The organism is Kitasatospora sp. NPDC094016 (assembly GCF_040304045.1).
Taxonomy (GTDB): domain Bacteria; phylum Actinomycetota; class Actinomycetes; order Streptomycetales; family Streptomycetaceae; genus Kitasatospora.
Window position 1 is genome coordinate 25,579 of sequence record NZ_JBEOUK010000035.1, and the last position, 13,708, is coordinate 39,286.

General features: G+C 74.0%; 13 protein-coding genes. 10 read left to right on the forward strand and 3 right to left on the reverse strand.

The features are described from left to right. The first annotated feature begins 18 nt into the window (after nucleotides 1–18). The 7 genes from ribH to ABT015_RS27310 all read left to right on the forward strand — a co-directional run bounded on the left by ribH (nucleotide 19) and on the right by ABT015_RS27310 (nucleotide 6,051). Nucleotides 19–492 carry a 6,7-dimethyl-8-ribityllumazine synthase gene (gene ribH, locus ABT015_RS27280; protein ID WP_350883547.1) on the forward strand — a complete coding sequence of 158 codons (474 nt, stop codon included), beginning with the start codon at nucleotides 19–21 and terminating at the stop codon, nucleotides 490–492. A 100-nt stretch (nucleotides 493–592) separates the two neighbouring features. Continuing rightward, nucleotides 593–865, forward strand: a complete 273-nt coding sequence (locus ABT015_RS27285; protein WP_350883549.1) for a phosphoribosyl-ATP diphosphatase — start codon at nucleotides 593–595, stop codon at nucleotides 863–865. A 44-nt stretch (nucleotides 866–909) separates the two neighbouring features. After that, the gene (hisG, locus tag ABT015_RS27290) at nucleotides 910–1,758 is read left to right on the forward strand and encodes an ATP phosphoribosyltransferase (protein ID WP_350883551.1); all 849 of its coding nucleotides are present in this window, start codon (nucleotides 910–912) and stop codon (nucleotides 1,756–1,758) included. A 165-nt stretch (nucleotides 1,759–1,923) separates the two neighbouring features. Then, nucleotides 1,924–2,364 (forward strand): PH domain-containing protein, encoded by a 441-nt coding sequence (locus ABT015_RS27295; RefSeq protein WP_350883553.1) that lies wholly within the window; start codon nucleotides 1,924–1,926, stop codon nucleotides 2,362–2,364. A 215-nt stretch (nucleotides 2,365–2,579) separates the two neighbouring features. Continuing rightward, the gene (locus ABT015_RS27300) at nucleotides 2,580–3,923 is read left to right on the forward strand and encodes a hemolysin family protein (protein WP_350883555.1); all 1,344 of its coding nucleotides are present in this window, start codon (nucleotides 2,580–2,582) and stop codon (nucleotides 3,921–3,923) included. Then, nucleotides 3,920–4,966 (forward strand): hemolysin family protein, encoded by a 1,047-nt coding sequence (locus ABT015_RS27305; protein WP_350883557.1) that lies wholly within the window; start codon nucleotides 3,920–3,922, stop codon nucleotides 4,964–4,966. Before ABT015_RS27300 ends, ABT015_RS27305 begins: the two co-directional genes overlap by 4 nt. Nucleotides 4,967–5,064: 98 nt before the next feature. Next, nucleotides 5,065–6,051 carry an NAD-dependent epimerase/dehydratase family protein gene (locus ABT015_RS27310; RefSeq protein ID WP_350883559.1) on the forward strand — a complete coding sequence of 329 codons (987 nt, stop codon included), beginning with the start codon at nucleotides 5,065–5,067 and terminating at the stop codon, nucleotides 6,049–6,051. Nucleotides 6,052–6,089: 38 nt separating this feature from the next. Here ABT015_RS27310 and ABT015_RS27315 read toward each other — a convergent pair whose 3' ends face one another. Further along, nucleotides 6,090–8,057: an AAA family ATPase gene (locus ABT015_RS27315; RefSeq protein WP_502897409.1), complete on the reverse strand. Its 1,968-nt coding sequence runs from the start codon at nucleotides 8,055–8,057 to the stop codon at nucleotides 6,090–6,092. A gap of 407 nt (nucleotides 8,058–8,464) precedes the next feature. Further along, complete coding sequence (locus ABT015_RS27320; protein WP_402448795.1) at nucleotides 8,465–9,097, reverse strand: uridine kinase family protein; 633 nt, start codon at nucleotides 9,095–9,097, stop codon at nucleotides 8,465–8,467. A 209-nt stretch (nucleotides 9,098–9,306) separates the two neighbouring features. Here ABT015_RS27320 and ABT015_RS27325 point away from each other — a divergent pair, with 209 nt between their 5' ends. Beyond that, complete coding sequence (locus tag ABT015_RS27325) at nucleotides 9,307–10,470, forward strand: acyl-CoA dehydrogenase family protein (RefSeq protein ID WP_350883563.1); 1,164 nt, start codon at nucleotides 9,307–9,309, stop codon at nucleotides 10,468–10,470. Between the two features lie 156 nt (nucleotides 10,471–10,626). On the opposite strand, the gene ABT015_RS27330 is transcribed toward ABT015_RS27325, so the two are convergent. Beyond that, nucleotides 10,627–11,097 carry a hypothetical protein gene (locus ABT015_RS27330; RefSeq protein WP_350883565.1) on the reverse strand — a complete coding sequence of 157 codons (471 nt, stop codon included), beginning with the start codon at nucleotides 11,095–11,097 and terminating at the stop codon, nucleotides 10,627–10,629. A gap of 229 nt (nucleotides 11,098–11,326) precedes the next feature. On the opposite strand from ABT015_RS27330, the gene ABT015_RS27335 reads away from it, so the two are divergent. Both ABT015_RS27335 and ABT015_RS27340 read left to right on the forward strand, forming a co-directional pair. Then, nucleotides 11,327–11,767, forward strand: coding sequence for an Lrp/AsnC family transcriptional regulator (locus tag ABT015_RS27335; RefSeq protein WP_350883567.1), 441 nt, complete (start codon nucleotides 11,327–11,329; stop codon nucleotides 11,765–11,767). A gap of 31 nt (nucleotides 11,768–11,798) precedes the next feature. Beyond that, nucleotides 11,799–13,412: an amidohydrolase gene (locus ABT015_RS27340; RefSeq protein WP_350883569.1), complete on the forward strand. Its 1,614-nt coding sequence runs from the start codon at nucleotides 11,799–11,801 to the stop codon at nucleotides 13,410–13,412. The last annotated feature ends 296 nt before the right edge of the window (nucleotides 13,413–13,708 follow it).

Consider the following 13,708-nt stretch of genomic DNA (forward strand, 5'->3'; position numbering starts at 1 on the left):
CGGACAGGAAGAACGAGCATGAGCGGCCACGGAGCCCCCGAGCTGACCATCGACGGCGCCGCCGACCTCAAGGTCGCCGTCGTCGCCGCCCAGTGGCACGACGTCGTGATGAACGGCCTGCTGGACGGCGCCCACCGGGCGCTCAAGGAACTGGGCGTCGCCGAGCCGACCGTGCTGCGCGTCCCCGGCACCTTCGAGCTGCCGGTCGCCGCCAAGCGCCTCGCCGACCACGGCTACGACGCGGTCGTCGCCCTCGGGGTGGTGATCCGCGGCGGCACCCCGCACTTCGACTACGTCTGCCAGGCAGCCACCGCCGGCCTCACCCAGGTGACCGTCGACACCGGCGTCCCGGTCGGCTTCGGCGTGCTGACCTGCGACAACGAGGAGCAGGCGCTCGACCGCGCCGGCCTGCCCGGCTCTGCGGAGGACAAGGGCCACGAGGCCGTCACCGCCGCCGTCGCGACTGCCGCGGTGCTGCGCGCCGCGCTCTGAGCGCACCGCCCCGACCCGGACCGTGGACGTCCAACGGACTGTCCACGGTCCGGGACCGTTTACCGCCGGTCAGCCCGCACGCCGTAAGGTGAGTCCCATCATGGCTTCGAAGACATTCGAGGAGCTCTTCGCCGAGCTCCAGCAGAAGGCCGCCACCGGCGACCCCTCGTCCTCCCGTACCGCGCAGCTCGCCCAGCAGGGCGTCCATGCGATCGGCAAGAAGGTCGTCGAGGAGGCCGCCGAAGTCTGGATGGCCGCCGAGTTCCAGACGGACGAGCAGACCGCCGAGGAGATCTCACAGCTCCTGTACCACGTTCAGGTGATGATGATCGCCCGTGGGCTGACGCTCGAAGACGTCTACAAGTACCTCTAAACCGAACCGCACGCCCCTCCCCACAGGTAAGGAACCAACCTCCCATGCTGCGCATCGCCGTCCCCAACAAGGGTTCGCTCTCGGGTCCCGCGGCGGAGATGCTCCATGAGGCCGGCTACCGCCAGCGGAAGGACCCCAAGGAGCTCGTCCTCGTCGACCCGAACAACGAGGTCGAGTTCTTCTTCCTGCGCCCGCGCGACATCGCCGTCTACGTCGGCTCCGGCCGTCTGGACATCGGCATCACCGGCCGTGACCTGCTGCTGGACTCGCACTCCAACGCCGAGGAGGTGCTCGCCCTCGGCTTCGCCGCGTCGACCTTCCGCTTCGCCCGCCCCGAAGGCGTGGCCGTCGAGGACGTCAAGGGCCTGGAGGGCCTGCGGATCGCGACCTCCTACACCGGCCTGGTCGAGCAGCACCTCGCCGACCACGGCGTGAAGGCGACCGTCACCAAGCTGGACGGCGCGGTGGAGACCGCGGTGCAGCTGGGCGTCGCCGACGTGATCGCCGACGTGGTGGAGACCGGCACCAGCCTGCGCAACGCCGGCCTGGAGGTGTTCGGCGAGCCGATCCTGATCTCGGACGCCGTGGTGATCCGCCCCAAGGGCGCGGGCGAGGACACCCGGGTGGACCAGTTCCTGCGCCGCCTCCAGGGCGTGCTGGTGGCCCGCCGCTACGTGCTGATGGACTACGACATCCGTGCCGAGAAGGTCGGCGCCGCCGTGGCGCTCACCCCCGGCCTGGAGTCGCCGACCGTCTCCCCGCTGCACACCGAGGGCTGGGTGGCGGTGCGCTCGATGGTGCTCCGCAAGGAGGCCCAGCAGATCATGGACGACCTGTGGGGCATCGGCGCCCGGGCCATCCTGGTCACCAACATCCACGCCTGCCGCCTCTGACCGGCGCGGCGGTGACCTCGCCCGCCGTGGTGCGGGTAAGGAACGGTTGAATGGGGCGGGGACGCCGACCGGCGTCCCCGCCCTTCGTCCGGATCCGCCCGCTGCCCGGAACCGTCGTTCCCGGGAACGACCGTTCCCCCCGAACCACCCCACCGGAGACCCCACGTGTCCACGCCGCCCGTCGAGTTCCCCGTCACCTGGGCGCCGCGCCGCACCCGCGCCGTGCTGCTGCCGGTCTGCGCGCTGCTGGTGGTGCTCTTCGCCGTGATGGCCGTGGCGCTCCCGGAGAACTGGCAGCTCAACGACCGGATCATGATGGCGGGCAGCGGCGTGCTGTTCGCGTGCGTGGGCCTGATGCTGGCCCGCCCCCGGGTGAGCGCCGACGCGCAGGGCGTGACGGTGGTCAACTTCGTCCGCAGCCGCCGGCTCACCTGGGCCGAGATCGTCCGGGTCAACTTCCGCCAGGGCGACCCGTGGGCCACCCTCGACCTGGCCGACGGCACCTCGCTCGCCGCGGTCGGCATCCAGTCCGGCGTCGGCAAGGACCAGGCGATCGCGCACGCCCGCGCCCTGCGCGACCTGGTCGAGCACCACGCCGGGGCCTGAGCCCAGGGGACCGGCCGGGCCTGTGAATCCTCGGCCCGGCGGGTCCGAACACTCTTCCTACCATCGTCCGGGTATGGTCTACGCTGGTAAAAGCAGGGCAAAACTTCCGTCCTGCCCGAAAGACGACTTGAGGAGTGACTTCCCCCCTCGATGGACGATCCGTCCGGTAGTACCTGCGCCGCCCACCTTCCTGTCAGCGGAAGGCAGGCGGCACTGTGATCACCGCCTGGCTGCTGTTGCTCGCGGCCCTCCTGCTGATCCTCGCCAACGGCCTGTTCGTGGCCGCCGAGTTCGCCTTCGTGACCGTCGAGCGCGGGGCTGTCGAACGCTCCGCCGAGGCCGGCGACGCCAAGTCCGTCCGCGTCTCCCGGGCCCTGCGGCACCTCTCGTTCGAACTCTCCGGCGCCCAGCTCGGCATCACCGTCACCTCGCTGGTGGTCGGCATGCTCGCCGAACCGGCGCTGTCCACCCTGCTCAGCCCCGTCATGACCGGGATCGGCGTGCCCGAGTCGGCCGCCCGCGGCGTCGCCGTGGTCGTCGGCATGGTGCTCGCCACCGTGGTGCAGATGGTGATCGGCGAGCTGGTCCCGAAGAACTGGGCGATCTCCCGCCCGCTCCAGGTGGCCCGCGCGGTCGCCGCTCCGCACATGGCCTTCTCCTTCGCCTGCCGCCCGCTGATCAGCTTCCTCAACGGGGCGGCCGACCGGACGGTCCGCGCCTTCGGCGTCGAGCCGCAGGAGGAGCTGGACCACGCCCGGACCCCGGCCGAACTGGTCTCGCTGGCCCGCCACTCGGCCAAGGCCGGCGCGATCGACGAGGAGTCGGCGACCCTGTTCGTCCGCACCCTGGGCCTGGGCGAACTGACCGCCGAGTCCGTGATGACCCCGCGGATCGACGTCGCCTCCCTCCAGGGCGACGCCACCGCCTCCGACGTGATCAACCTGACCCGGGCCACCGGCCTGTCCCGCTTCCCGGTCTACACCCACAGCCTGGACGAGGTCACCGGCATAGTGACCCTCAAGGACGCCCTCGCCGTCCCGGCCGCCCGGCGCGGCCTGGTCCGGGTGAGCGAGCTCACCTCGCCGCCGCTGCTGGTGCCCGAGACCCTGCCCGCCGAGCGGCTGCTCGACCAGCTGCGCCGCCTCCAGCCGATGGCCATCGTGGTCGACGAGTACGGCGGCACCGCCGGCGTCGTCACCGTCGAGGACATCGTCGAGGAGATCGTCGGCGAGGTGCAGGACGAGCACGACCCCGCCGACCGCCCCGAGCTGCTCCCGCTGCCCCCGGTGAACGGCCTGCCGGCCTGGGAGGCCGAGGGCCGCGCCCGGATCGACCAACTGGAGACGATCGGCCTGATCGCCCCGGACGGCCCGTACGAGACGCTGGCCGGCCTGGTCGCCGACCTGCTCGGCAAGCTGCCCGAGGTCGGCGAGCAGGCGGAGCTGCCGGGCTGGCGCTTCACCGTGACGGGTGTCGACCGGCACCGCACCAGCCAGGTCCGGGTCGAGCGCACCAGCGCGCCGGCCTCGTTCGAGGACGACCAGGAGAATGCCCGATGACCGCGCTCCAACTGGCCGTCGCCGTCCTGCTCCTGCTCGGGAACGCCTTCTTCGTCGGCGCCGAGTTCGCCGTCGTCTCGGTGCGCCGCAGCCAGATCGAACCGCTCGCCGAGGCCGGCCACAAGCGTGCCCGCACCGTGCTGCACGCGCTGTCCAACGTGTCCGCGATGCTGGCCGCCGCCCAGCTCGGCATCACCGTCTGCTCGCTGGGCCTCGGCGCCCTGGCCGAGCCGACCATCGCCAGTCTGCTGGAGGGCCCGTTCCACGCGATCGGCGTCCCGTCCGGTCTGATGCACCCGCTCTCGTACGGCATCTCGCTGGCCGTCGTGGTCTTCCTGCACATGGTGATGGGCGAGATGGTGCCCAAGAACATGGCCATGGCGGGCCCGGAGAAGGCCGCGCTCTGGCTCGGCCCGCCGCTGGACCGGCTGGCCCGCTGGCTGGCCCCGGTGATCAGCCTGCTGAACGCCATCGCCAACGGTGTGCTGCGGCTGTTCCGGGTCGAGTCCAAGGACGAGGTCGAGTCGGTGTTCACCACCGAGCAGCTGATGTACCTGCTGGTCGACTCCCGGGACGCCGGCCTGCTCGACGAGGGCCGTCAGGAGCGTCTTGAGGACGCCCTGGAGCTGGGCCACCGCCCGGTCACCGAGGTGCTGCTCAAGCCCGAGCAGCTCGTCACCGTGGACACCAAGGTGACCGCCGCGGAGGTCGAGGAGCTCGCCCTGCGCACCGGCTTCTCGCGCTTCCCGGTCACCGACGGCGACCCGGCCGGCCACGGCTACCTGGGCTACCTGCACCTCAAGGACATCCTCGACGTGGAGGACCCGTCCGCGCCCGTCCCGGCCCGGCTGTGGCGTCCGATCACGGTGCTGCGCGGCAGCCTCCCGCTGGACGACGCGCTCGGCGCGATGCGCCGGGCGACCTGCCACCTGGCCGCCGTGCTGGACCAGGACGGCCGCACGCTCGGTGTGGTCATGCTGGAGGACGTGCTGGAGGAGCTGGTCGGCGAGATGCACGACCCGGACCACCGCTCCGCCGCCTGAGGTTCCCCCTTTCGCTGACGGCGTGTCCGCCGCGGGCGATTCTGCTCTCAGCGTTCAGCCGTTCCCATGCCGACCACCCTGGGCGCAGGGTGGTCGGCATGAGGCTTCTCCTGCTGGGTGGAACGAATTTCGTCGGACGGGTCGTCGCCGAGGAGGCGCTGGCCAGGGGATGGGAGGTGACGGCCCTCAACCGCGGTACGCAGCCCGCGCCCGCGGGCGTGACCGCGCTGCTGGGCGACCGCACCGCCGAGGGCGGGCTCGCGGCGCTGGCCACGGGGGAGTGGGACGCGGTGGTGGACACCTGGTCCGGAGCCCCGACGGCGGTCCGCGACAGCGCCCGGCTGCTGGCCGGCCGGGTCGGCCACTACGGGTACGTCTCCAGCCGGTCGGTGTACGACCACCCGTCGGCGCGCGGGGCGGACGAGTCGGCGGAGGTGGTCGAGTCGTCCCCGGACGCCGAGGGCGAGGTGCCCTACGCCGAGGCCAAGCGCGGGGCCGAACTGGCCCTGGAGGCGGAGTTCGGCGGGCGCGCCCTGCTCGCCCGGGCCGGTCTGATCCTCGGCCCGCACGAGAACATCGGCCGGCTGCCCTGGTGGCTGAACCGGATCGCCAGGGGCGGCCCGGTGCTCGCCCCCGGTCCGTACGACCTGCCGCTGCAGTACATCGACGTCCGCGACCTCGCGGGCTGGCTCCTGGACGCGTCGGCGGCCCGGCTCGGCGGCGCGTGCAACGTGGTCGGCCCGGCGGGCCACACCACGATGGGCGAGCTGCTGGAGGCCTGCGTGCGGGTCACCGGCTCGGACGCGGACCTGCGCTGGACCGACCCCGAGCGCATCCTGGCGGCCGGCGTCGAGCCCTGGACGGAGCTGCCGATCTGGCTGCCGCCCGGCGAGCTGAACGACTTCCTGCACGGCGCGTCCGTGGACCGGGCGGTCGCCGCCGGGCTGCGCTGCCGGCCGGTGGGCGAGACGGTCGAGGACACCTGGGCCTGGCTGCGGTCGATCGGCGGCGTCGCCCCGCAGCGCGCCGACCGGCCGAAGGTCGGCCTCGACCCCGAGCGCGAGGCCGAGCTGCTCCGGGGCTGAGCCCGGCGCGATCCCGGCGTGATCCCGGGGAGCTGGTCTCAGCCGCGGCCGTCGATCAGCTCCCCGTAGGCCTGGACGAGGTCGGGCAGGCGCAGGGTCGCCAGGTCCTCCCGGCCCGGCGGTTCGCGCAGCATCGAGAGCCGCAGGTCCCGGTAGGCGCAGGACTTCTCGTACAGGGTGCGGATGAACCGGCCGTTCCCCAGTTCGTCGATCCAGCCCTCGCGGACCACGTGGGCGCAGATGCTGGCCAGTTCCTCGGCCGCGTCCTCGTCCCAGCCGTCGCCGTCCCGGCCGGCCAGCGCGGCGCCGATCGCGGTCAGCTCGTTCGGGCGGTAGCTGGGGAAGTCGACCCGGGTGGTGAAACGGGAGTTGAGGCCGGGGTTGGTGGCGAGCAGCCGGTTCATGCCCTCGGGGTAGCCGGCCAGGATCACCACCAGGCGGTCGCGGTTGTCCTCGGCGCGTTTCAGCAGCACCTGCAGGGCCTCGTCGCCGTAGGCGTCGCCCTTGGTGTAGCCGGAGTTGGAGAGGCTGTACGCCTCGTCGATGAACAGCACGCCGTCCAGCGCCGAGTCGATCAGCTCGTTCGCCTTGACCGCGGTCTGGCCGAGGAACTCGCCGACCAGGTCGGCCCGTTGGGCCTCCACCAGGTGGTCGCCGGAGAGCAGTCCGAGGGCGTGGAAGACCCGGCCGAGGATCCGGGCCACGGTGGTCTTGCCGGTGCCGGAGGGGCCGGAGAAGACGAAGTGGCGCTTGGGCGGCTGGACCGGCAGGCCCTGCGCGGCCCGGAGTCTGGACATCCGCAGCTGCGCCGACAGTGCCCGCACCTGGCGCTTGACCGGCTCCAGGCCCACCATCAGCGAGAGTTCCGCCAGCGCCGCGTCCAACTCGCGCTCGTCGTCGACCGGTTGGGCGGTGGGCAGTGGAACGGTGCGGGGCTGGGCCTCGGCGCGGACCGGCACCGGCAGCGGGGCGGCGGAGCCGCCCGGCGAACCCGACCGCTCGCCGGCCGCCTGCGGCGCCGGGTTCGCCGTGGAGCCGTCGCCCGGGCCGGGCCCCGTGAGGAACCCGACGCCCTCGACGAATCCGACCCCGCCGGTGTACCCGACGCCCTCGGTGAACCCGGGGGCCGCGTCGCCGAAGCCCCCCGCCGTGGCGTATCCGGCCCCGTCCTGGAAGTCCGCCCCGTCCACCTCGTCGGCCTCGTCCACCTCGGCCGGCTCGGTGTCCTCGTACCCGGCCGCCCGCCCGCCCGTCGGCAGGCCGCCGTCCAGCAGGGCGTCCGGCAGGTCGTCCGCCAACCCGTCCTCCGACGCGATCGCGGCCAGCCGCGCGGCGGTGTCCATGAACACCGGATCGGCCCGGTGCACCGCCCGGTAGAGCGGCAGCGCGGCCGCACTGCGCCCGGCCCCCTCGTACGCCCGGGCCAGCCAGTACCGCAGTTCCTTGCGCTGGGGCTGCTCGGAGCGGCAGCGGGCCAGCGAGGCGGCCAGCGGCGCCTGCGCCTGGGCGCACATGTCCAGCCGGACCCGCGCCATGCCGGCGAACAGCCCGGCCTCGATGCCGAGCAGCGGGTCGTCCAGCAGCCGGTCGGTGTCCCGGACCAACTGCTCCCAGTCCTTGAGCAGGTAGGACCGGCAGGCGTACAGGAACCGGGCGGACGGGTCCTCGCTGGGCGCCGGGCACTGTTCCAGCGCCCGGTCCAGCTCGGCCAGGTGGCGGCCGTCCAGCCAGTGCGAGGCGTGCGCGAGCGCCAGGTCGCGGGCGTCCTCCAGGACGGGCTGCACCCACCAGCCCAGCCAGTACCAGGAGCTGAGCGGGCGGCGGTGGCGCCGCCGCTGCTCGCCGAACCGCTTCTGGTTGCGGTACATGGCCAGCAGCGCCGCCGAGGTGTCGCTGCGCAGCGCGTGCAGGCCGAGCCAGGCGTCGGCCATGCCCGGGTCCAGCCGGACGGCCGCGCGGAACTCCTCCTCGGCACGGGCGTACGCGCCCGCCGTGTACGCGTCCATGGCACGCAGCCACGCGCGTTCGGCGAGCCGGTCCGGGCCGCCCGCGTTGCTGTCCGAACTGTCCACCGTCGTCACTCACGCCCCCCGCGGCTTGGCCCGGGGCTCGGTGGCAGGTCGCCTGCGTGCAGCCGGGCCGGTGGTCGAAAGCCCCCGGGCGCATCTGCGCCTGCGAGGAATCGTACCGGCGTGGCGCTGATCCGGAAGGGCGCCCACGGAGTCAAATGCGATCGTGCGAGCGGTCGTTGAGCGGGTGGGGGCTTGGACCGGCGGCGGGGGAGCGCGATTCGGAAAGGACCGGACGGCGCCCCCGGCTCACGGGGGAACAAGCCGGGGACGCCGGGTCCGAGGCGGCCGGAACATCCCGTTCCGGCGGCTGATGAGAACCTAAATCCTGGCGACAGCGCAGGTCAAGGGCTTGTTGAAGGTTCACCCACGGTGCCCGGCGTGATTCGTCCGGTCACCCCGTCGACCCGCGTCCCGGCGAACGGACGGCTCGGATCCGCGGCGAAATGCGCCGATTCGGCCCGGGCCCAGCCGGCCCAGAACTCGGCCAGATCCGGCCCGTCCCGCTGCTCGCCGCGCCGCCGGGCCGCGGCGGCGTCCAACTCCAGCCAGATCACCCGGGCCAGCCACGGCCGCACCGCCCGCCGTCCGGCGCCGACGCCCTCCACCAGCACCACCGGGGCGACCGGCACCGCGGCCGTGCCCGCGAAGCGGCGCAGCGTCCAGTCGTACACCCGGTACGCACCGTCCCGGCCGGCCGCCAGCGGCTCCAGCACCTGTTCGCGCAGCCGCCCGGTCCAGCCGAAGGGCTCGGCGTGGGTGGCCAGGTCGTCGAGGTGGACCACCGGCGCCCCGCCGAGTGCCGCCGCCAGTCGCCCGGCGAAGGTCGTCTTGCCCGAGCCCGCGTGCCCGTCCACCGCGACCAGCCGCACCGGCCCGCAGGAGGGCGGCAGTGCGCGCAGCTCCGCCGCGAGCGAGGCCACCGCGTCGCCGGGAAGGGGCGGAAGGGCGGGGGAGAGGGGTCGGGAAGCAGCCACAACGGCAACCCTACGGTGCCGTAGCCCACCAGTCCGTCCAGTTACTCCTGGGTGATCGTGACGGCGGCGCGGGTTTCCGGCATACTCGCATCGCCATGCCTGTGAACGGCCGTTCACCGTAATCCGGTGCCGGTCGGGCCGACCTGCCACACCCGCGCCGGACCAGCCACACCACGCTCCGGTGCCCGATCGAGGAGGCGACCGCCGCCATGACCCCGTCCCCAGTGAAAGCCGTGGAGCGCCAGCTGCCCAGCGAGGAGGCCCACGAGCTGCTGAGCCTCACCCGGGACCTGGTCCAGCGCGAGCTGCAGCCCCGCGCGGCCGAGGACGAGGCCGTCGGCCGCTTCCCGCGCGAGGTCTTCCGCACCCTCGGCGAGGCCGGCCTGCTCTCCCTCCCCTACGACGAGAAGTACGGCGGCGGCGGGCAGCCCTACGAGGTGTACCTGCAGGTGCTGGAGGAGCTGGCGGCCGGTTGGCTGGCCGTCGGCCTCGGGGTGAGCGTGCACACCCTCTCCTGCCACGCGCTGGCCGGCTTCGGGACCGAGGAGCAGCGCGGCCGGTGGCTGCCCGGAATGCTCTCCGGCGAGCAGCTCGGCGCCTACTGCCTCTCCGAACCGCAGTCCGGCTCGGACGCGGCCGCGCTGCGCACCCGCGCCGACCTCGACGGCGACGCGTACGTGGTGAACGGCACCAAGGCGTGGATCACCCACGGCGGCCGGGCGGACTTCTACAGCGCCCTGGTGCGCACCGGCGACGAGGGCTCCAAGGGCATCAGCTGCCTGCTCGTCCCGGGCGACGCACAGGGCCTGTCGGCCGCCCCGCCGGAGCACAAGATGGGCATGCGCTCCTCGCCGACCGCGCAGCTGCACTTCGACGGCGCCCGGGTCTCCCGCGACCGGCTGATCGGCGAGGAGGGCCAGGGCTTCCAGATCGCGCTCGCCGCACTGGACTCCGGCCGCCTCGGCATCGCCGCCTGCGCGGTCGGCGTCGCCCAGGCCGCGCTCGACCTCGCGGTCGACTACGCGCGCACCCGCCGTCAGTTCGGCCGCCCGATCGCCGAGTTCCAGGGCCTGTCCTTCATGCTCGCCGACATGGCCACCCAGATCGAGGCCGGGCGGGCGCTCTACCTGTCCGCCGCCCGGCTGCGGGACGCGGGCCTGCCGTTCTCCAAGGAGGCGGCGATGGCCAAGCTGTTCTGCACCGACGCCGTGATGCGGGTGACCACCGACGCGGTCCAGGTGCTCGGCGGCTACGGCTACACGCAGGACTTCCCGGCCGAGCGCTACATGCGCGAGGCGAAGGTGCTGCAGATCGTCGAGGGCACCAACCAGATCCAGCGTCTGGTGATCGGCCGTCACCTCACGAAGGGCTGAGCCCCCCACAAACGGCCTCCGGCCGTCACTCCAGGGTGCGGAGTGACGGCCGGAGGCGTCTTCGATTCTGCGTCAACCCGCCCGCGCGGGCGGGCGGATCGGCAACCCGCCCGCGCAGGGCGGCGGTTCAGCAACCCGCCCGCGCAGGGCGGCGGTTCAGCGCCGGACCAGGCGGCGGCGCTGCTCGGGGATGGCCGAGATGACCGGGACGGCCGGGGCGACGACGGCGGTCCGCGTCGGCCGGTGCGCCACCGCGTGGGAGAACGGCTGGGTGCGCCAGTCGAGTTCGGTGGGGAGCCTGAACAGGGCGTCGAGCCCGCCGGGTTGGGCGTCCTCCGGGGTCTCCACCTCGGCGAGGTCGTCGGTCGGCGTGCCCGAACCCGGGCACAGCGCGGGGGTGAAGGGGTTCCAGGCGGTCGGCAGCAGCGCGTGCTGCGGCAGCCGCTCCTCGTCGGCCACCAGGGCGATCGGGCGGCGGCACTCGGGGCAGTGCACCCGGAAGATGTCCCAGGTCTCGGCCTCGCCCGGGTCGATGCCCGGGACGTGGCCGTGATCGACCGCGAGGTCGTCGCGGCCGGTCGTATCGTCGGTCTCGTCGGCGCCCAGGGCACGCTGGTCAGTCGGCATGAGGATCCCCCTCGGATCGGGCCCGGCGTGGTCGCCCGGGGCCACAACCAGCATTTCCCTCCGATTCGGGCTCATAACCCTGCGGCTCGGTGCACCGTGATGCACCGGGTGTGTCCTTGGCCACATCCAGTGCCACATTCGCCTGGCATTTGCCCGCGTGACACCTGCGGGCATCCGATGTGACACCGCGTGCGCCCCCCGTGCCCCCGACCGGGTAGGTTTGCGCACTGTGGAGGATCTCGACCAACGCATCGTCCAGCTGCTCCTAGAGGACGGCCGGATGAGCTACACGGACCTGGGCAAGGCCACCGGCCTGTCCACCTCGGCGGTGCACCAGCGGGTGCGCCGCCTCGAACAGCGCGGGGTGATCCGCGGCTACACCGCGATCATCGACCCCGACGCCGTCGACCTGGCGCTGACCGCGTTCATCTCGGTCAAGCCCTTCGACCCCAGCGCCCCGGACGACACCCCCGAACGGCTGGCCGGCCTGCCCGAGATCGAGGCCTGCCACAGCGTCGCCGGCGACGAGAACTACATCCTCAAGGTGCGCGTCGGCGCCCCCGGCGACCTGGAGGACCTGCTCGCCCGCATCCGCAGCGCCGCCGGCGTCTCCACCCGCACCACCGTCGTCCTGTCCACCCCCTACGAGGCGCGACCCCCGAGGCTCTGAGGGCGAACCCCGCAGGTGCAGACTTAGCGGCATGACCGAACGCACTTCCCGGACCGTCCTGCTGCGCGGCGGCGCCGTCTACAGCCCCGCCGACCCGTTCGCCACCGCGATGCTCGTCGAGGGCGAGCACATCGCCTGGGTCGGCAGCGACGGCGCCGCCGAGGCGTACGCCGCCGCCGCCGACGAGATCGTCGAGCTGGACGGCGCCCTGGTCACCCCCGCCTTCGTCGACGCCCACGTGCACGCCACCGCCACCGGCCTGGCGCTCACCGGCCTCGACCTCACCGGCAGCCCCTCGCTGGCCGACGCCCTCGCCGCCGTCACCGCCTTCGTCGACGCCAGGCCCGAGCCCGGCGGGGTGCTCATCGGCCACGGCTGGGACGAGACCGGCTGGCCCGAGGGCCGCCCGCCCACGCTCGCCGAACTCGACGCCGCCGCCCGCGGCGCCGCGCTCTACCTCTCCCGCACCGACGTGCACTCCGCGCTCGCCACCACCGCGCTGCGCACCCTCGCCCCCGGCCTGGCCGAGTGCCCCGGCCACACCGAGGACGGCCCGCTCACCAAGGACGCCCACCACGCCGTCCGGCGGACCGCGCTCGCCCACCTCACCCCCGAGCAGCGCGGCCGCGCCCAGCGCGCCACCCTCGCCCGCGCCGCCGAACTCGGCATCGGCGCGCTGCACGAGTGCGCCGGCCCGGAGATCTCCTCCGAGGCCGACCTGGCCGCCCTGCTGGCCCTCGCCGCCGAAGGCGAAGGCCCCGAAGTCTTCGGCTACTGGGGCGAGTTGGGTGGAGCCGAGACGGCCCGCCGGCTCGGCGCGGTGGGCGCCGGCGGCGACCTCTTCGCGGACGGCGCGCTGGGCTCGCACACCGCCTGCCTGCACACCCCCTACGCCGACGCCGAGCACACCGGCACCGCCTACCTGACCGCCGAGCAGGTCGCCGACCACGTCGCCGCCTGCACCGAGGCCGGGCTCCAGGCCGGCTTCCACGCCATCGGCGACGCGGCCGTGGCCGCCGTCCTGGACGGCGTCCGGGCGGCCGGGGAGCGGGTCGGCACCGGGCGGGTCAAGGCGCTGCGCCACCGCGTCGAGCACGCCGAGGCGCTGGACGACGAGTCCGTCGCCGCCTTCGCCGAGCTCGGCCTCACCGCCTCCGTCCAGCCCGCCTTCGACGCCGCCTGGGGCGGCCCGGACGGCATGTACGTCCAGCGCCTCGGCGCCGAGCGGGCCGCCGCGCTCAACCCCTTCGCCGCCCTGCTGCGGGCCGGCGTGCCGCTGGCCTTCGGCTCGGACGCCCCGGTCACCCCGCTGGACCCCTGGGGCACCGTCCGCGCGGCCGCCTTCCACCAGACCCTGGACCACCGGATCTCCGTCCGCGCGGCCTTCACCGCGCACACCCGCGGCGGCTGGCGCGCGATCGGCCGCGACCAGGACGGCGTGCTCGTGCCCGGCGCCGTCGCCAGCTACGCGATCTGGGCCGCCGACGAACTGGTCGTCCAGGCCCCCGACTCCCGGGTGGCGGGCTGGTCCACCGACCCGCGCTCCGGCACCCCGGGCCTGCCCGACCTCACCCCCGGCCACCCGCTGCCGGCCTGCCTGCGCACCGTCGTCCGCGGCCGCACCGTCCACCTGGCGGCCGAGTAGAGCCGGGCACGCCCGCGTAGCCCCAGCTGAAGCGGCGGCCGGCCGGCCGGCACGGTCCCCAGGACGACCGTCCCGCCGTCCCCCGCCGGCTTCACCGTTCCCCGCGTGCTGCCCGCCCCGGACTCCCGCCCGGAGTCCCTGGGCGGGCAGCACCACGCCTGCGACCCCGCCGCCCGGTCGGGGGCGTGTGCGGCAAGGCCCGCCGGGCCGTGGGCCGCCGACCCGGCTACCACCCTGACCTCACGGCTCCCCGACGGTCCGGGGTACCTTCTTCGGACAGCGTCCGAACAGCAAGA